This window comes from Streptomyces sp. BYX5S (assembly GCF_054724165.1).
The window spans coordinates 132478-151150 of the sequence record NZ_CM138829.1 but is presented as its reverse complement, the minus strand read 5'-3'; the positions used below and the strand labels follow the sequence as shown (position 1 = coordinate 151150).

General features: G+C 71.7%; 11 protein-coding genes. 5 read left to right on the top strand and 6 right to left on the bottom strand.

Going from position 1 to position 18673, the window contains the following annotated elements; translation table 11 throughout:
• Positions 1 to 119 precede the first annotated feature (119 nt).
• The 3 genes from ACYBSK_RS00655 to ACYBSK_RS00645 all read right to left on the bottom strand — a co-directional run bounded on the left by ACYBSK_RS00655 (position 120) and on the right by ACYBSK_RS00645 (position 8238).
• Positions 120 to 1880: a PucR family transcriptional regulator gene (locus ACYBSK_RS00655; protein WP_460244820.1), complete on the bottom strand. Its 1761-nt coding sequence runs from the start codon at positions 1878 to 1880 to the stop codon at positions 120 to 122.
• A 167-nt stretch (positions 1881 to 2047) separates the two neighbouring features.
• Complete coding sequence (locus tag ACYBSK_RS00650; protein ID WP_460244819.1) at positions 2048 to 7129, bottom strand: DUF5979 domain-containing protein; 5082 nt, start codon at positions 7127 to 7129, stop codon at positions 2048 to 2050.
• Positions 7130 to 7263: 134 nt separating this feature from the next.
• Positions 7264 to 8238 carry a chitinase gene (locus tag ACYBSK_RS00645; RefSeq protein ID WP_460246934.1) on the bottom strand — a complete coding sequence of 325 codons (975 nt, stop codon included), beginning with the start codon at positions 8236 to 8238 and terminating at the stop codon, positions 7264 to 7266.
• Positions 8239 to 8435: 197 nt separating this feature from the next.
• On the opposite strand from ACYBSK_RS00645, the gene ACYBSK_RS00640 reads away from it, so the two are divergent.
• The 3 genes from ACYBSK_RS00640 to ACYBSK_RS00630 are packed head-to-tail and all read left to right on the top strand — an operon-like array spanning position 8436 to position 12206.
• Complete coding sequence (locus tag ACYBSK_RS00640; RefSeq protein WP_457474831.1) at positions 8436 to 8813, top strand: hypothetical protein; 378 nt, start codon at positions 8436 to 8438, stop codon at positions 8811 to 8813.
• 19 nt (positions 8814 to 8832) lie between these two features.
• Entirely contained in the window at positions 8833 to 11139 is a 2307-nt protein-coding gene (locus ACYBSK_RS00635) for a bifunctional polysaccharide deacetylase/glycosyltransferase family 2 protein (RefSeq protein ID WP_457474830.1), read from the top strand.
• Positions 11136 to 12206 carry an acyltransferase family protein gene (locus ACYBSK_RS00630; RefSeq protein WP_460244818.1) on the top strand — a complete coding sequence of 357 codons (1071 nt, stop codon included), beginning with the start codon at positions 11136 to 11138 and terminating at the stop codon, positions 12204 to 12206. Before ACYBSK_RS00635 ends, ACYBSK_RS00630 begins: the two co-directional genes overlap by 4 nt.
• Positions 12207 to 12228: 22 nt before the next feature.
• On the opposite strand, the gene ACYBSK_RS00625 is transcribed toward ACYBSK_RS00630, so the two are convergent.
• Positions 12229 to 13086, bottom strand: a complete 858-nt coding sequence (locus ACYBSK_RS00625) for an SCO6745 family protein (protein ID WP_457474828.1) — start codon at positions 13084 to 13086, stop codon at positions 12229 to 12231.
• A 98-nt stretch (positions 13087 to 13184) separates the two neighbouring features.
• Between ACYBSK_RS00625 and ACYBSK_RS00620 the strand changes: the two genes are divergently transcribed.
• The gene (locus ACYBSK_RS00620; protein ID WP_460244817.1) at positions 13185 to 13877 is read left to right on the top strand and encodes a GntR family transcriptional regulator; all 693 of its coding nucleotides are present in this window, start codon (positions 13185 to 13187) and stop codon (positions 13875 to 13877) included.
• Here the strand turns inward: ACYBSK_RS00620 and ACYBSK_RS00615 are convergent.
• Both ACYBSK_RS00615 and ACYBSK_RS00610 read right to left on the bottom strand, forming a co-directional pair.
• Entirely contained in the window at positions 13849 to 15672 is a 1824-nt protein-coding gene (locus ACYBSK_RS00615) for an ABC transporter ATP-binding protein (protein WP_460244816.1), read from the bottom strand. The two genes, ACYBSK_RS00620 and ACYBSK_RS00615, sit on opposite strands and share 29 nt — an antisense overlap.
• Positions 15673 to 15762: 90 nt before the next feature.
• The gene (locus ACYBSK_RS00610; RefSeq protein WP_457474825.1) at positions 15763 to 15897 is read right to left on the bottom strand and encodes a hypothetical protein; all 135 of its coding nucleotides are present in this window, start codon (positions 15895 to 15897) and stop codon (positions 15763 to 15765) included.
• Between the two features lie 281 nt (positions 15898 to 16178).
• Between ACYBSK_RS00610 and ACYBSK_RS00605 the strand changes: the two genes are divergently transcribed.
• The gene (locus ACYBSK_RS00605) at positions 16179 to 18668 is read left to right on the top strand and encodes a polysaccharide lyase family 8 super-sandwich domain-containing protein (RefSeq protein ID WP_460244815.1); all 2490 of its coding nucleotides are present in this window, start codon (positions 16179 to 16181) and stop codon (positions 18666 to 18668) included.
• Positions 18669 to 18673: the final 5 nt, after the last annotated feature.

Here is an 18673-nt window from a genome sequence, read left to right as displayed (position 1 = left end):
ACTGGGTGTGAACCTAAGCCGACGGGGCCGGTCCTCCCGTTGTCCGCTCGGACAGCGCTACGGGCCCCGGGGTGTCCGCGTCGACAAGGTTCCGCCGCGGGCGCCGTGCCACGTGCCGGTCAGGCGCCGGGGAAGGCCGGGTCGGTGAGTTCGCGGGCGTCCAGGTCCAGGCGGAGCTGGAGCGTCGCGGCGAGGCGGTGCTCGGGGTCGTCGAGGTCGAGGCCGGTCAGGGCGACCGCCCTGCGGACCCGGTAGCGCAGGGTGTTGGGGTGCACGTTGAGGCGCTTGGCGACCGCGCCGACGTCGCCGAACGCGTCGAGGTAGAGCAGCAGGGAGCGGGCCAGGTCGGTGCCCTGTTCGCGGTCGCGGGCGACGAGGGCGGCCACCGTGGGGAAGCGCAGCTCCGGGGAGCGGTCGAGGAGCTCCAGGGTGTCGCGGACGAGCAGCGCGGGGGCGAGCCGGGTGTGGGTGCCGACGGTCGCCTCGGGCGTGCGGGCGAGGAGTTGCAGGGCGCGGTGGCCGCGGAGCTTGACGGCGGGCACGTCGGAGAGCCGGTCGGCGCGCCCCGCGAGAGCGGCCTGCACCGGGGTGCCGGTGAGGCGGCGCAGCGTCGCCACCAGTTCGTCGGCCCAGCGGAGCAGCGGGGCCTCGCTCTCGTACGCCGACGGGGACGGGGACGGGGACGAGGGCAGGGGCGCGGACGCGGCAGCCGACCCGGGCGCGGGCACGGACGAGGACGCGGACGGAGAGGACGGCGGCGGCGTGGGCAGCACCGCGTAGATCTGCCCGCAGGCCTGCGCCACCAGCGCGTTCTCCCGGTGCGCCGCCACATGCACGGAGACGATCCCCGCCGCCTCCGCCCGCCGCGCGTCGGCCCGTACCGCGTCGCCGCCCTCGGCGGGTTCGCGCAGGTCGACGGCGACGATGTCGGCCCCTGCCGCCGGGGCGATGCCGAGGTGGGCGGCGAGCGCGGCGGCGTCGAAGCGGCCGGTGAGCAGGCCGTGGCTGAGCTCCTCGCGGGAGGCGAGCCGGGCCCCCGCGTCGCCCTGGAAGTAGTGGTCGACGAGTTGCAGCGCGGCGAGCCGGGCGGCGCCCCGCAGCATCTGGGGCGCCCGGTCGGCGAGCGGCCGGTCGCCCTCCTGCACCCAGATCGTGCCGAGGGGACGGCGTCCGGCGTTGACGCCGACGACGAGGCGGCGGCGCGCCCCGAGGTCCGGCTGCGCGTCGACGGTGACGACCTCGTCGCCGGCCCGGACCCGCTGGTGGACGCCGAGGCCGCGCAGCAGCGCCAGGTACGGCTCGGGGCAGCTGCGGCCGAGGATGGTGGCGCGGCGCAGTTCGTCGGCCTCGTCGACGGGTCCGGCGTAGGCGAGGACGCGGTGGGCGCCGTCCTCCAGGCTGACCAGGCCGTGCGTGAGCGTGGCCACGGTCTGGGCGAGGGAGAACAGGTCGCCGCTGCGGCCCGGCGCGAACTCGCCGGTGGGCGCGGCCAGTACGGCGCGTATCTCGGCCTCGGCGCGGTCCCAGCGCAGCCCGCGCGGCAGACCGACGACGGCGATCCCGGCGTCCTGCGCCGCCGCGCGCACCGCCCGGGGCAGCCCGTCGCCGTCGACCCGTACGGCGAGCGCGACCGCGCCCGCGGCGCCGGCCGCGGTGACCATGGCGGCCGCCTCGGCCTCCCGGGCGCCGACCGCGAGCACGAGGGCGCCGGTCAGACCGTCGAGGGCGTCGCCGGGTTCGGCGATGACGACGTCGTGGAGTTCACCGTCGTCCGGCCCGCACCACACCGGCCGCGGTTCCAGCACGTCGGCGAGGCGGCGCAGCACGGCGTGCACGTCGGCCCGGCCGCGGGCCCCGGTCTCCTGAGGTCTGTCGTCCACCGGGGCAGCGTAGACACGAACCCTGTCCGCCAAGTATGGCCCTCATCACCGCGGGCGCCCCTGAAAACCCGGCGTAAAAGCCGGCGCAAAAGCCGGCGGCCCCCGGACGAGTCGTACTCGTCCGGGGGCCGCCGCCCGCACGCGCTACCGCTCACACGCGCTACCGCTCACGCACGGTTCCGGCGCGCCATCCTCCGCACCGTGAACCCGGCCGCGAGCGCCAGCACCATGAACAGCACCCCGAGCAGCGTCCAGTCACGGAACCCCGTGTCCGCGAGGTGACCGCCGCCGTCGTGGCCGCCGGTACCGCCACCGTCCGTGCCGCCGTCCTCGGGGAAGGTGTTCGTCACGTCGACCGTGGCCGCCCCGTCCACCCGGACCTCCCCGTCGGACCCGTCGTCGGACGCCTCGTACGTCACCGTGTCCCCGGAGGGCACGTTCGTCTCGGTGACCGTGCAGGTGGCGCCCTCGGGGACGCTGACCGTGCGCTCCTCGCCGTCCTTCAGCCGGAAGGCGCTGTCGTCCCCGGCCAGGGCCACGTCACCCTGGTCCGTGGTGCAGGCGAGCGTGAAGTCGTACGGCCCCGCGCCCCCGTTGACGACGTGCTTGCGGACCGTGAGGTCGGCGGCCGGGAAGGTGTTGGTCACCGTGATGGCCGCCTGTTCCGGCGCGTCGCCCGTCGTGACGACGGCCGGGTCGTCGGCGGACCCGTGGTCGACGGTCGCCTTCGCGGCGCCCCCGGTGTCCACCTCCTCGGCCCAGCACCGGGTGTTCACCGGCAGCGGCCTGATGGTGACGGGCTCACCGGCCGTCACCTCGTACGTCCGGTGCAGGATGCGGTCACTGGCCGCGCCGGAGGCGTCCGGCAGGGCGCAGGAGACGTCGACACCGAACGTGCGGCCCTCGGCGTACCCGGCGGCGTCGCCGTCGGTCTCCTTGAGGAGCTGGAGCGCGCCGAACCGGTACGTGTTGGTGATCCGCGCGGACTGCGGCACCTCGGTGTCGATGTTGGGCTTGATGGTGACCTCGACCGGGTCGCTCTTGGTGTGGTCGGTCTGCCCGCCGCGCGCCGAGGTCTCCCAGATCCGGCACTCGGCGCCCGCCGGGATGCCCTCGATGGTGACGGGGTCGTTCACGGACACCCGGTAGTCCTCGTCGAGGACCACGCGCGGCAGCCGTCCCTGTGGGTCGATGGTGCAGGTGACGTGGAACGGGTACGGCACCTTCCGCAGCACCTCGTCCAGCCGGTCGGGGTGCTCGCCGAGCCGCTTGACCAGCTTCAACTCACCGTAGGCGAGGGCGACTCCGACCTGGATCGGCTCGTTCTTCTGGAGCACCCGCGGGGAGCCGTTCCGGTCGGTGGTCTCGTTGTGGGCGTAGGAGTTCCAGGCGATCGTCGGGTCGCCGTTGTGGGTGACGTCGAGCGGGGTGTCCATCGCGTACGTGATGTCGACGGTGCCGCCGGGCTCCAGCTCGTCGGGGAAGGTGAGGTCGAGTTCGACGCCGCGCGCCTTGGCGCTGTACGCGTCGTCCCAGGTGTCGGAGGGGCACTGGTCGGCGCTGGATCCGGCGCCGCCCATGTCGAGGTCGTCGGTGCACAGCGGCTCGTCGTTCTCGTACTTGTTGGTCATCTCGCCGGGGCTGGAGCCGTCGAGCGCCGGCTCGGAGGCGAGCGTGGGCCGCTTGTCCCAGGCGGTGCCGCGGTCCTGGTCGAGGACGACGCCCTTGTCACCGGCGACCGGGAAGCGGTCGACGATGCGCATGTCGGTGCCGTCCTCGGTGCCCGCGTTCCGCAGCCGCATCAAGTAGTGGTACCGGTCACCGGGGTTGACGAGGGCGACGCACGGGTTGGCGGTGTAGCGGCGGCCCGTGGAGTCGGTCGTCATCAGGCACGAGTCGTCGCCCACGGCGACGGTCTTCTTCGTCGAGGTGTTGTACCAGCCGAGGGCGTCGTTGCCCGCCACCCACTTGCGGGCGGTGAAGGCGGCGCCGGACTTGGCGGTGAGCTTCGCGTCGTCGACGCAGTACAGGCCGGAGCCGAACATCGCGCCGTCCTCCTCGGCCTCGCTCGCGTCCTCGCAGGCCAGGTCGGGGTCGGACGAGGTGGCGCCCATGGTGTTGGTGACGGTCTCGTCGGCGCGGATGCCCGCTTCGAGCTTCACGTGGATCTCGATGGTGAAGCTGCCGCCGGGCGGGAAGTTCCACGCCTTGCCGTCGTCGTCCTCGGAGAAGTCCCAGGTGAGGCCGGAGACGCGGTCGCCGTCGGTGGTCCGCGAGAAGACGGGCGTCGGAATGGCGACGGTGCCGTCCGGCTCCTTCTTGTCGATGATTTTGTACGGCTGTCCGTCGTCGCCGGCGAAGGTGTCGTCGAACGCGATGCCCTCGGGGAGGTCGTCCTTGACGACGAGGTTCGGGACGTTCGCCGTACCGGTGTTGGTGACCTTCAGGTAGAAGGGCGCGTCCTCACCGGGCGAGAGCACGGTGTCCGGGGTCTTGTCGACGTCGAGCTTCGGGTCGCCCTTGACCAGGTCGAGGGTGGCGTCCACGGGGTCGATGTCCCGCGGCTTGTCCTCGTCCTCGACCTTGGTGAGGAACTGGCCGGTGGCGGTGTCCTCCAGGTGGTCCGGGATCGGCTCGCCGCTGCTGCGCAGGGTGGGCCGCGGGCTCACGTCGAGGACGAGGATGCCGGAGCAGCCGCTGGACGTGCACTCCGGCTTGATCACGTAGCCGTCGTTGGTGGTGCTCGTCGAGGTGTACGTGGCGCGGATCCCGGTGACGTCGGCGGCGTCGACGCCGGACGGCAGGGCCGCCGAGGAGGACGGCGTGCCGTTGACCCACGCGCCGTCCACGTACGCGTCGATCTGGACGCGGTTGGCGCCCGCCGGCATCTGGTTCGACTTGATGGACACGAGGTCCACGGCGTCGAAGAAGTCCTCGTCCTGGTCGGTGATCTTCAGGTACTTGGCCGACATGTTGCCGGTGTTGCGCACCGTGAGCGTCATGTCGGCGTGCTGGCGGGGCAGTCCGGCGACGTACTCGGGCAGCTCACCGGGCGAGATGGTCTTGTTCAGGGAGGCGCCGTCGGCGGCGGGGCCGGTCTCCATGGTCTTGCAGTCGCCGCCCTCGAAGTCACCGCCCTGGCTGTCCTTCCCGGTGACCGAGAAGCAGTTCTGGAACGTCTCGCCGTTCTCGACGCCCTCGCGGCGCTCACCGGTGACGTTGATGGTGACGCTGTCGCCCGGCGCCATCGTGTCGGTGTAGAGCGCGCGCACGCCGGTGGCCCGCGCGAGCACGTCGGCGTCGACGCCCTCGTAGTCGACCCAGGCGTCCGTGTCCGGGTCGTACACCTGGAGGGTGACCGGCGCGTCGGACGGGGACACGGAGACGGACGTGATCTCCAGCTTGTCGAAGGGGCTCGCGGTGCTGGGCTTGCCGTCGGCGTCGGCGGCCGGGTCGGTGATGACCACGTCGCTCAGCGGCAGGTTGCCGGTGTTGGTGAACTTCAGCTGCATGTCGATGGGCTGGCCCGGCGGTACGTCGGTCTGGCTGACGGTCTTGACGCCGTCACCACCGCCGTTCGGGTTCTCGACGACGAGGTTGGCGCAGCCGCTGCCGGAGGCGGTGCCGCTGCCGTCGCCGCGGCCCGCGTCGCCCTTCGTCCCGGCGCAGTTGCTGACGCCGTCGGCCACGTCCTGCGCGTCGACGTCGTCGGTCAGGGTGCCGTGCAGGTCGAGTCCCGCGGTGGCGCCTTCGGCGATGGACGGGTTGCCGTCGCCGTCGACGCCCGAGTACACGACCTCGACCTTGGAGACCTGCTTGCAGTCCGCGGGGACCTCGTAGGTCGCGTTCTCGGTGTATGTCTCCTCGCGGGTGGTGCCGTCCTCGCAGGTGACCGTCAGCTTCGCCTCGGTCGCGCCGGAGGGGAAGCGCAGCCGCACCTTGTCCACGTCGAGCTTGTCGAACTCGCTGGTCGCGTTCGCGTCCGGCTCGGTGATCGTCAGCGTGCTCACCTTGAACGGCGACTTGTTCGTCAGGTCGACCTCGGTGCTGACCGGCGAGTTCTCCCCGATCACCGCGTGCTCGTTGCCGCCGTGCGAGAAGTCGCCGTTGGTGTCCGCGTAGTACTTCTTGCCGGTCTCCAGGACCAGGATGTCCGGGAGGATGTCGTAGGTGTCGCAGGCCGGGTCGCCGTCGACGTCGCCCTCCGTCGACTCCTTGGCCGTCGGCGTCGCGCAGTTGTCGACCGTGATCTTGTCGGTGGGCTTGAGGTCCGAGCCGTCCGAGCGCTTGGTGTCCCGCAGCTTCATGCCGACCTCGACGGTGCCGGGGTTCTCGTCGTACGGCAGCGGGTCACCGGCACTGTTGGTGAAGACGACCTCGAAGCCGATCACGTCGTCCGGGTCCACACCGTCCGGCAGCGGCAGCTCGCCGGGGGAGGTGATGGTGGCGCCGGTCTGCGTGCCGTCGGCCGTGGTGACCACCAGGTACGCCTGGTCGGCGCCCTTGGGGAACGCGGTGACCTCGGCGCCGGTGAAGTCGAAGTACTCGAAGGTGTCCTCGGTGGTGTCGGCCACCGACAGCTCGGTCACTTCGGCGGACGACGAGGACTGGTTGCGCACGTTCAGCGTGATCGTGGACGTCTCGCCGCTCTGCGCGACCGCCGAACCGTCCTCCCACGTCTTGGTCGTGACCGGCTTGACCACGCGCGGGATGGAGATCGTGATGTCCGTGTCGGACGACTTCGGGTCCGCGTTGTCGGCGTCGGCCTGCGCGGTGTTGGTGATGGTGGTGCCGTCCTCCAGCTGGATGTCGGCGGGCACCCGCATCCCGATCTCCACGGAGCCCGCCTGGCCCGCGCGCAGCCCGGTCTCGCCCGCCGGGTTCTGGAGCGACTGCTTGTAGACGATCGTCAGCTGCCGCGTCGACTCGTCGTAGGTGACGTCCCGCGTGCTGTCCGACTTCGGAAGGCTGGTCACCTCCAGGCCTTCCGGCAGGGTGTCGGTGACCGTGAAGTTCACGCAGTCCACGGTCAGCCCCGAGCACTGCCCGCTGATCGTGTAGATGAACTCGTCGCCCGGCTCCAGGGGCTCACCACCGGTGTCATTGGTCTTGGTGATGCCGACCGAGCTCTGCGGGTCGTCGGCGAACGCGAGAGGGGCCGTGAGGGCCTGGGTGCCGAAGACGAGACTGAGCACCGCAGCCAGCACGACCATCGGGCGCAAGCGCGTGGGTCTTCCAACCGTGGACATGGCGGCGACGCTAGGCGGGGCGTCCTCGGAGGCGCGTCATGGCATGCCGCATGATTGACGGCCTATCAGATATTTCGCCCGGACGGCGGCAGGCCCGGCGCCCGCGACCCGGCGCGCGCTCACCCGGCGCGTACTCACCCGGCCAGCGCCCGCCCGAAGGCGCCGTCGCTCTGCCGCACCCCGCTGCAGTTGGTCGCGGCGTCGTCCGTGTCCGTGCCGTCCTCGCAGGCCACGTCGCGGAACGTGGCCCACGTCGACACCCACGCGATGCCCTTGTCCTCGGCGAAGGACCGCAGCTGGGCGGCGTCCGCGAGCGTGAAGGTCTCCCCCTCGATGTCGTTCACGCCGAGCATCGGGGTGAGGGCCATGCCCTGCCAGGCCTTCGCGTCGGAGAGGCCGAAGACCTTCTTGAGCCGGGTGTGGGTGGCGCGGGCCGCCGTACGGGCGTAGTCGCTCATGTCGCCCTGGTAGGACTCGCCGTAGTTCATGGTCATGATGTTGACCGTGGAGACCTGGACGCCCTCGTCGTTGGCGGCTTCGAGGAGGGACACGGCGTCGTCGTCGAGGCCGGACGGCATCACGGGCAGCGTGAACGTGACGTCCACGTCCCGCTCCTTCTGGAGCAGCGCGACGGCCTCGGCGCGCCGGGTGTTCGCGGCGGAGTCCTTGAGGGTGTCGCCCTCGACGTCGAAGTCGACGTGGGTGGCGCCGCCCGCCGCGTCCAGCGCCGCGGCGTAGGCGTCCGCGAGGTCGGAGGCGGAGTCGCAGGCCGTGGCCAGCTCCTTGCCGGAGGCGCCGCCGAAGGAGACCCGGAGCGTGGCCCCGGAGGCGGCCAGCTTCTTCAGGCGGGCCGCGACAGCGGTGTCGCCGATCTCCGTGTGCCCGCCCCAACTCGGCGTACAGGCACTGCCGTTGGCGACGACGAAGGCCAGGTTGTACGCGTCCGGGGAGCCGGCCGAGTCGGTGGCGTAGGCGGTGGTGGCGCTGAGGTAGGGGGCGTATGCGGTGGTGACGGACGTGGTTCCGCTTTCCGTTCCGGACGTCGTGGTGCAGCCCGCGAGCGCACACAGGGCCAGTGTTCCGGTGGCTGACTTCCATGACATCGACATGCTCGGCATACCGAGAACCTCGCACCCGAAACTGTGCCGCCCGGCCGATTCCCCTGAGGAATCACACAGACAACAAGGGGCATAACCACCCACACTCCCCCACCCGCTCAGGCGGTTGACAGCCTGCGCCCGCTTTCAATGAGCACTGACAACAAACGCTCAGCACCGGCCACAGAAGGGTTCCTACTCTGCGCGGAATGCGCTCCGATGCCCTTCGCCCCGACGCCCTGCTCGAACAGCCCGCCGCGGGCACCACCCGCACCCGCGGCCGCCGCCGCAAGACCCGCCGGTCCGCCGCCGGTGAGGGCCCCGTCTTCGTCGACTCCTCCGGCCGCAGAGCACGTCTGCTGCGCCGCCTCGGGATCGCCCTCTGCGTCGGCTGCGCCGGATACGTGGTGCTGCTGTTCCTGGCCTTCATGGGCGTCGGCATCCCGCTGACCTCGTCGGACCTGCTGCCCTTCGGTGACGCGGGCAACGGCGGCCGGGCACCCGCCGGGCCGCGGCTCGGGGCGCCGGACTCGGCGCCGCTGATCACCCCGTCGCCGTCCGCGTCCACCGCCGTCGGCGCCAACTGAGCGGGGAGCACGACCACTCATGTCCCAGAAGACCGGGCGCCCCGCCCGACGGCACGCCAACCCGAGCCGCATCGCGCGCATGAGCCGCCGCGCCGCCACCCTCCAACGCCCGCGCACACTCCTCGCGCTGATGCTGCTGCTCGCGCTGACCTGCGCGCTGCTCCTCGACGGCTATGTGCGCGGCGAGGTGTTCAACGACAAGCGCGTCCGGGACGGCGCCGCCTACGACAAGGTGTCGGACTCCGTCCTGAACTCCGGCCCGATCTGGACGTCCCGCAACGGGAAGGTCGAGGACGAGTCCGTCCCCGACAAGACCATCGTCCTCACCTTCGACGACGGCCCGAACGCCACGTACACGTCGAAGGTCCTCGACATCCTCGACGACAACGACGTGCCCGGCACGTTCTTCCTCGTCGGCTCGATGGCCGCCCGCTACCCGGACCTGGTGCGGCAGACGGTCGACGAGGGCAACGAGGTCGGCATCCACTCCTTCTCCCACGTCGACCTCTCCTACCAGTCGTACGCGCGGCTCAAGCGGGAGCTGAAGCAGACGCAGCTGGCCATCGCGGGGGCGGCGGGCGTGACGACGACGCTGTTCCGCGCCCCGTACTCCTCCGAGACCGACGCGATCGACAACTACAGCCTCGGCGTCTACAAGAAGGTCGCGAAGCTCGGGTACACCAGCGTCTTCATCGACACCGACAGCGACGACTGGAAGCAGCCGGGCGTCGACAGCATCATCGAGACGGCCACGCCGAAGAACGGCAAGGGCGCGTCCGTGCTCTTCCACGACGCGGGCGGCGACCGGGACCAGACGCTGAAGGCGCTGCCGAAGTACATCAAGAAGATGAAGGCCAAGGGCTACACGTTCACGACGGTGAGCGGCGCCCAGGCCATGAACCAGAAGGCGCAGGCCGAGAAGGCGCAGGCCGGCTCGGAGGGGGCCGGGGGCGTGCCGAACGGGATGCCCGGCGCCCGCGAGGAGGACCTCGACCCCACCTCCACCGCCGCCGAGCAGGCCGCCATGCACGAGGCGACGGGCTCCACCCTCTGGGTCGGCAAGTCCCTCGTCGCCGCCACGGCCGTCGCCGAGTGGACGATGCCGCTGCTGTCCGGGTTCCTGGCCGTCGTCGGCGTCGCCGTCATGGCGCGGTTCCTGCTGATGCTGGTCGTGGCCCGCCGCCACTACCGGCGGCGCAACGACCCGTCCTTCTCCTGGGGGCCGCCCGTCACCCGCCCGGTGAGCGTGATCGTGCCCGCGTACAACGAGAAGGAGTGCATCGCGAACACGGTGAACTCCCTGATGGCCAGTACGCATCCGATCGAGGTCATCGTCGTCGACGACGGGTCCTCGGACGGCACGTCTCAGATCGTCGAGTCCCTCGGCCACCGCAACGTCCGCGTCGTCCGCCAGGAGAACGCGGGCAAGTCCGCGGCGCTCAACAACGGTGTGCGGCACGCCCGTTACGACATCGTCGTGATGATGGACGGCGACACCGTCTTCGAACCGGACACCGTCGCCACGCTGGTGCAGCCGTTCGCCGACCCCGGGGTCGGCGCCGTCTCCGGCAACGCCAAGGTCGGCAACCGCAGGACCCTCATCGGGGCGTGGCAGCACATCGAGTACGTGATGGGCTTCAACCTCGACCGCCGCATGTACGACGTGCTGCGCTGCATGCCGACGATCCCCGGCGCCATCGGCGCGTTCCGGCGCGACGCGGTGCTCGCGGCGGGCGGCATGAGCGAGGACACCCTCGCCGAGGACACCGACATCACCATCGCCATGCACCGGGCGGGCTGGCGCGTGGTCTACGAGGAGCACGCGCGGGCGTGGACGGAGGCGCCGGGCTCGTTCAAGCAGCTGTGGTCGCAGCGCTACCGCTGGTCGTACGGCACGATGCAGGCGCTGTGGAAGCACCGCAAGTCGCTGACGGACAAGGGCCCTTCGGGCCGTTTCGGCCGGATCGGCATGCCCCTGGTCGTCCTCTTCCAGATCATCACGCCGGTCTTCGCGCCGCTCATCGACGTGTTCACGGTCTACTCGATGATCTTCGTCGACTTCAAGGCGTCGCTGCTGGCGTGGCTGGCGGTGCTGGGTGTCCAACTGGCCTGCGCGGCCTACGCGTTCCGCCTGGACCGGGAGAAGTACCGCTACCTGCTGATGCTGCCGCTGCAACAGGTCGCGTACCGCCAGATGATGTACATGGTCCTGATCCACTCGACCGTCACCGCCCTCACGGGCGGGCGCCTGCGCTGGCAGAAACTGAAGCGGACGGGCGAGGTCGGAACGCCGACGGCGGGGCCGGGCACGGGGGCCGGAGCATGAGCGGGCGACGCCGGCGCGGCGCGGCCCCGGTGCAGGAACCGGAGCCGGTCGCGGTCGCCGCACCCGGCCGGGACCGGTACTTCGACGCGCTGCGCGCCGTGGCCCTGGTCCGCGTCGTCACGTACCACTGCTTCGGCTGGGCGTGGGCGGGGCTGGTGTTCCCCTCCATGGGCGTGATGTTCGCGCTGGCGGGCTCCCTGATGGCCCGCTCGCTGCGACGGCCCGCGCTGTCCGTGATCCGCAGCCGGATGCGGCGGCTGCTCGTGCCGTTCTGGGCGTGGGGCGCCGTCGTCGTCCTCGCGATGCTGGTCCACGGCTGGATGCCGGACTGGCGGATCGTCTACTGGGTCGTCCCGCTCGGCGACCCGCCGGGCAGCGCGTGGGCCGAGCAGGCGTGGGAGATCCTCTGGTACCTGCGCTGCTACCTCTGGTTCGTCCTGCTCTCACCGCTGCTGCTGCGGGTGTTCCGGTGGGCGCCGGTCCCGGTCCTGCTGCTCTCGCTCGCGCCGGTCCTGGTGTGGGACGACGCCGGGGCGGTCACCGACTTCTGCATCTTCGTCTTCTGCTGGCTGCTCGGATTCGCGCACCGGGAGGGGCTGTTGGAGCGGTGGCGGCCGACGCCGGTGGTGGTGCTGTCGCTGGCCGCGCTGGCGTTCGGCGGCTGGTACGCGTTCGCCCACCAGGGCGTGTACGGGACGTACGACCTCGACGACGTGCCGATCGCGCAGACCTTCTGGTCGGCCGGGTTCGTCACCCTCCTCTTCTCCGCGAAGGCGCTGTGGCGCATCGATTTCGCGTGGCTCGCGCGGTACCGGCGGGTGGACCGGGTCGTGACCGTGTTCAACGCACGGGCCGTCACGATCTACCTGTGGCACGAGATCGCGCTGATCCTGGCGGTGCCCCTGATCGACACGTTCTGGAACGTCCCGGCGTTCGAACGGTGGCTGCCGCTGGAGAGCCAGTGGTTCCTGTTCGGGGTGGGCTGGGTGCTGATCGCGGTGGCAGTGCCGATGTGGGGGTGGGTGGAGGACGTGGCGGCGAGGCGCTCGCCGCGCCTGGTCCCGTGATCCGTGCGCCCGCCCGCGGGGGTTACGCGGCCGTCGCGGCGAACGCCTCGGCGACGGGCGCGACGAGCGAGGCGAGACGGCGGGCGCCCGCGGTGCCGATCGGCGCCCAGAGCGCGGCACAGTGCTCGTCCGTCTCCCGTTCGACGCGCTCGCGCGCCGCGCGGCCGGCGTCGGTGAGCGCGCCGTCGGAGTCGAGCCAGCCGCGTGCGACGAGACGTGCCGACGCCGCGCTCCACTCCTCGTCGTTCCACTGCCGGGTCGCTCGCACGAGAGCGGTCGGGAGTTCCCCGGTCGCGGTGTGCAGAACGAGGCAGTCGCACGGCCCGAGGCCGTTGTCGGCGAGGACGACGAGGTGGGCGTCGCCGCGCCACTCCCGCGCCACCGTGATCTGCTGCCACAGCGCGACAAGAGGGTCGTGCGGCAGCGCGACGGAGGCGTTCGCCGCGGCGAGCACCTTGCCGGCGCAGTCGGCACCGGCGACGACCGGATCGATCAGCGTGCGCGCCTCGGCGAGGCCGTCGTCGCCGAGCCGTACGCCGACGCGCCGCATCGCCCGTCCGGCGGCCCGGAACCGGGCGGCCTGCCAGCGCTCGGGCGGCGCCGCATCCCACACGCCCTCCATGGTCCGCACCGCCCGTGGGCTGAAGTTGTAGAAGGCCGCGAGCGTGACGCGCCAGGGGACCGCGCCCATCGCGGCCGACCGGAAGGCCAGATACGCCGGTACGCGGTCGTTCACACCGAGCCCGGCCGCCTCCTCGGCGCTCTCGGGGGCGAAGTAGACGAAGCGGTGGGCGGCGCTGACGGCGCGGCTGACGTCACGGACGGCATCGAGGTCCGTCGGGCCGTCACCGGGGCGGGCGAAGGGATCGTTGGCAGGCACAGCGGTCGTTCCTTCCCGGACGAGGGCACCCTCATCGACTCTTGAATCGACCATAACACTAATAATCGATTATCCAGTGGATCGTCTAGGATGAGCCCATGGTTCAGACGGCGCGCTCCTCGGCCCCGCCGGGGAAGCAGATGCTCTCCGAGCAGGTCTACGCACACCTGCGGGACGCGATCATGCGCGGAGACCATCCCCCCGGCGCCCCCCTCAAGCCGCAGGATCTCGCCAGGGAGCAGGGCGTGAGCCTGGCCGTGGTGCGCGAGGCGCTCGTGCGGGTGGTCGGCGACGGGCTCGCCGACCGGCTGCCCAACCGCGGTTTCGCGGTACCGGCCTTCTCCGACCACCGCTGGCAGGAGATCGCCGAAGCCCGCCGTACGGTCGAACCGGTCGTCCTGCGCATGTCCGTCGAGCGCGGCGACGTCGACTGGGAGGCCCGGGTGCGGGCCGCCCATCACCGTCTGGTGCGCACTCCGGCGTTCGCCCCGGAGGAAGGCGATCACTACACCGGCGCCTGGGCCGAAGCGCACCGGGTCTTCCACCGCACGCTGCTGGAGGGGTGCGGCAACGGAGCCCTGATGGAGACCTTCGACCGGTTGTGGACCGCGAGCGAGCTGGCCCGTCGGTGGTCGGCGCACCGCAACCCCGGCCGGGACGGCGCCGAGGAACACCGCAGGCTGGAGGAGGCGGTGCTGGCCCGGGACGCCGACACCGCGGCGGCGGTCCTGGTCCGGCACCTCAGCCTGACCGCGGCAGCGCTCACCGACGACTCACCTCCGACCCCGTAGGCGTACGCCGCCCCGCCGCGGGTTTCCCGTCCCCGCTCAGCCGGCCCTCCTCCAGGAACACCACCCGGTCCGCGTAGGGGGCCAGCGTCAGGTCGTGGGTGATCAGGATGGTCGTACGGTCGCGCATCAGGCGGCGCAGCGGTTCCACCACTCGGTGGGCCGACTCGGCGTCGAGGCCCGTGGTGGGCTCGTCCAGGATCAGGACCGGCGAGGGGCGCAGCATGGCGCGGGCGATGGCGATGCGCTGGAGCTGGCCGCCGGAGAGCGCCGCCGTGCCGGGGGCGATCCGTGTGGCGTACCCGTCGGGGAGCGCGGTGATGAAGGCGTGCGCGTCGGCGTCCCGGGCCGCCCGTTCGACGTCCGCGTCGCTCGCGTCGGGGCGGCCGGCCGCGATGTTGTCGCGGACGGTGCCGTGGAGGACGTGGGTGCGTTGCGGCAGGAGGGTGATGCGCTCGCGGACGTCCGCGAGCGGCAGCTCGGACAGGGGGACGCCGTCGAGCCGGACGGCGCCGGAGGTCGGGTCGTAGAACCGGATGAGAAGCTGCGTGAGCGTGGACTTGCCGGCCCCGCTGGGACCGGTGACCAGGACGAGTTCGCCGGGCCCGGCGGTGAGTGAGACGTCACGCAGGGCGGGTCGGTCGGCGCCCGGATACCAGTGCGTGACGCGCTCGCACACCAGCAGCCCAGCGGACGCCGCGGCACTTTCGAGCCCCCGTGGCCAATCAAGCCCCTGCGGCGATTGAGCAGCGGGGTCCGGGGCGGAGCCCCGTGGCGTGGAGGGCTTCGGGTCCCGCACCAGGGCGGGTTCCGGGTCCCGCACCGCCGGACGCGCGTCCAGGATCTCCGCGAGGCGCCGCGCCCCGGCCGTCGCGGCCGTCAACGTGAGCCCGAGCTGACCGAGGTCACGCACGGGTGGGTACAGGTACCCGATGAACGCGGCGAACGCCAGCAACTGGCCCAGCGTGAGCCGCTGTTGCACGATCTCCCACGCGCCGAGCCCGATCACCGCGAGCACGCACACCGTCTCGACGACCTGCACCACCTGCTCGTACATCTCGGTGGCGCGAGCCCCCCGCACGGACGCCCGCATCCACGCGCGCGCCTCGGTGGCCAGGCGCGCTTCCTCTGCGCGGTGCCGGTTGTAGGCCTGGGTGAGTTCGACGTTGCCGAGGGCCTCCTCGACGACGGAGGTGATCGCGCCCTCGGCGGCCCGCTCGTCGCGCGCGGCGCGCCCGATGCGGCCGGAGAAGCGGCGCGCGGCGAGCAGGAACAGCGGGGCGAGGACGAAGGTGGCAAGGGCGAGGTCCCAGCGCAGCCACAGGGCGGCGGCGCCGTAGAAGAGGACGGAGAAGACGGCGGAGACCGTGCCGACGACACCGGAGACGACCAGTTGCTCGATCGCCTCGACGTCCCCCGTGAGCCGGGACACGAGATCACCGCGTCGGTGTTTCCTGAAGAAATGCGGCGGCAATTCCTGGAGGTGTGAGAATACTTTCGCGCGCAGCCGCAGAACGAATCTCTCCGCCGTCCATACGGCGAGCGAATTTCCGGCATACCCGACGAGCGCGCCGACGGCAGCCGCTCCGAGCCAGGCGAGCGCGGGTCCCCAGAACGCGGAGAGCGACCCCGCGTTCAGGGCGTGGTCGGTGATCTCGGCGAACAGCAGGATCGACGCGGTCTCGGCGAGCGCCGCCACCATCACGCAGGCGACGATCACGACGAGCCGCCCCCGATCCCCCCGGGTGAGGGGCCAGAAGCGCCGGAACGCCTCGGTGATGTCGCGTGTGCCGCGCATGGGTGACGTCAACTCCGTGGTCGGGAAGGGGAAAAGGCCGAGGCGGGGCCGCCGGAAGGGACGGCCCCGCCTCTCGGTGCGGGGGTCGGGTCAGCGCTTGCCGCCGACCGGACGGCGCTTGGCCTGCGCCTTCGGCGCGGCCTTCTTCGGCTGCGCGTGGCGCTTGGCCGGGGCGGCGGTCTTGTGGTTGCGCTTGGCGACGGGGGCGATCTTGTGGAAGCTCATGGCGTTCTCCTAGAATTTCTGAGTCAATTCACTGGTTCTTTTCTTCGCCGTCGTTGTTCGTCGGCGACATGGAAAACACTACGGGATGGAAAAGGCCGGGCGAACCAATTTCGTTTAGAGGTCGATTAATTGCGACTGAATCGGTTTTTCATAAGCACGAGCCGGCCACCGTCGACCGGGCCGGGATGGCCTCCGGTGGCTCTTGTCGCCGGTCACCCCGTCTGCTTGACTCCGGCGCGCGCATGCCGAGCGTGGGGCGACGACGGAGGGACGGACGACCGATGGAGATCACCCGTAGACGTCTGCTGAGTGCCATCGCCGCGAGCGGGGTGCTCGCCGCCGTGCCCACGCGGTGGGCGGGTGCGGCCGAACTCGCCGAGGGGGCAGCGCAGTTGCTCGCGAATGCGGTGGGCATGTTCGCCGGGACCGTCGAGTCCAACGCCCGTCCGGAGACCGCCGCCAAGCTCGCCGCGATCGAGAAGACGGCCCGCACGAACCTCGCGGCGATGGACGCGGCGGCGCCGGGCGGCGGCGAACTGTTCAAAGGCGTGCCGCTGGGCACCAGCGATCCGAACCTCAGCACTACGTACCAGCGCCTCTACGAGATCGCGCTCGCCACCCGCACTCCCGGCATCTCCGGTGATCTGTACGGGAGTTCGGCGGTGCGCGCACGGGTCGTCGACGCGCTCGCGTGGTTGCACGAGCGGTATTACGGCGACCAAGCGGCCGGGTACTACGGCAACTGGTTCACGTGGGAGATAGGCATCTCCCAGTACGTCAGCCGGACCCTCGTGCTGCTCGGCGACGCCGCGCCCGCCGCCCTCACCGCCACGTACATCGCCTCCATGGACGCCTACCTGCGCAACGGCGAGGACGGCGACGTCGACCTCGACTCCCGGTTCCACACGGGCGCCAACCTCGCCGACATCACCACCAACCGCATCCTCCAGGGCGCCCTGACCGGCGACGAGGCCCGCATCCGCAAGGCCCTCACCGACCAGCTGACCGTCTTCGCGACCGTCGACCCGTACGACCTGCGGCACGGCGTCACCGACGGCCACTACGCCGACGGCTCCTTCCTCCAGCACTCCTCCGTCGCGTACACCGGCTCGTACGGAAAGGGCCTGCTCACGCGCGTGATCCAGACGCTGAAGCTGCTCGACGGGACCGGCTTCGCACACGGCGACGAGCTCGTCCCCACGGTCCAGCGGTGGGTGCGCGACGGGTTCGCGCCGCTGATCTTCGAGGGCTGGATGATGGAGGCGGTGAAGGGCCGGGCGGTCGCGCGCACGAGCAGCGGGTACACGGACGCCGCCGCCGTCGTCGAGGCGGTCGTCGACCTCGCGTCGCTGTCCACGGGGACGGAGGCGGCCGCTCTGAAGTCGTACGTGAAGCACATCCGGGCCACGTCGAAGGCGGCCCTGGACCCGGCGACGTTCGTCTCGCCGCTGAGCATCGTCCGGTACGCGGACGTGCTGGCCGACGCCTCGGTCCCCGCCGCCGACCTCAACCCGCCGGCCCGCTCGGTCGCCTTCAACGCCATGGACCGGACGGTGCACCGCCGCCCCGGCTACGCCTTCACGCTGTCCCGCAGCTCGCGCCGCATCAGCAAGTACGAGTACATGAGCGGTGAGAACCTGATGCCCTGGTTCCAGGGCGACGGCGCCCACTACCTGTACCTGGCGGGCCAGGACCAGACGACGGCGTACGGCGTCGACTACTTCACGACCGTCTCCCCGTACGGACTCGCGGGAGTGACCGCGCCCGTCGAACACCGCGGCACCGTCCCGGAGTTGTACGGCGGCAAGCTGTTCTACGACAACCCGGGCCATCCCCTGAACTTCACGGCGTCCAGCGAGTCGCAGAACACGTACGTCTACTTCCCGACGGCGACGCAGGCGTACTCCGGCGGGGCGGTCCTGGACGGCCGGTACGGGGCGGCCGGCTGGGTCGCCTCCGACGACGTGCCGTGGCGGGACAAGCGGGCCGGGCTCCTGCCGGACGACTTCGTGGCGTACCGGAGCGCGCGGGCCACGAAGTCGTGGTTCCTCCTCGACGACGAGGTCGTGGTGCTCGCGGCGGGCGTCGGCGACCCGGCGGGCCGCGCGGTGACGACGACGGTGGACGCGCGCGTGGCCCCGGAGGGCGACGCGGTGACCGTGGCCGAGGGCGACGGCTGGGTGCGCTGGGCGAACGGGACGCGGGACGCGGCGGTCGGCTACGTACGGCTGGCGGGCCCGGCGGCGAAGCCGCGCCTGGAGACGGTGACCCGCAGCCGCCGGGCGGTCCGCACCTCGAACCCGGACACGCAGGTGACCCGTCAGGTCTTCTCCCTGACGCTGGAGCAGGCGGCGGGCGCCCGACCCGCCTCCCTCGCCCACGCGTTGCTGCCGAACGCCTCGGAGGCGGCGGTGCGCGCGTACGACGCCGTACGCGTCCTCACGAACACGGTGCGGGCGCAGGCCGTCCGCCACGACGCCCTCGCCCTCACGGCCGTGAACACCTTCACCGGCGGCACGCACCGGGTCGCGGGCATCGAGGTGACCGGCCCCGCGTCCGTCCTCGTACGCGGCCGGGGCAAGGGCCTCACAGTCGCGGTCTCCGACCCGACCACGGAACGGGACACGGTGACCGTCGTCCTGCGCGGCCGCCGCCTGCGCAAGGCCGACGGCGACGACGCGGTACGCGTCACGCCCGTCGCGGGCGGCACCCGCCTCGACGTCGGCACGCACCACGCGTACGGCCGGAGCTTCGGCGTGACGCTGAGGTAGCCCCG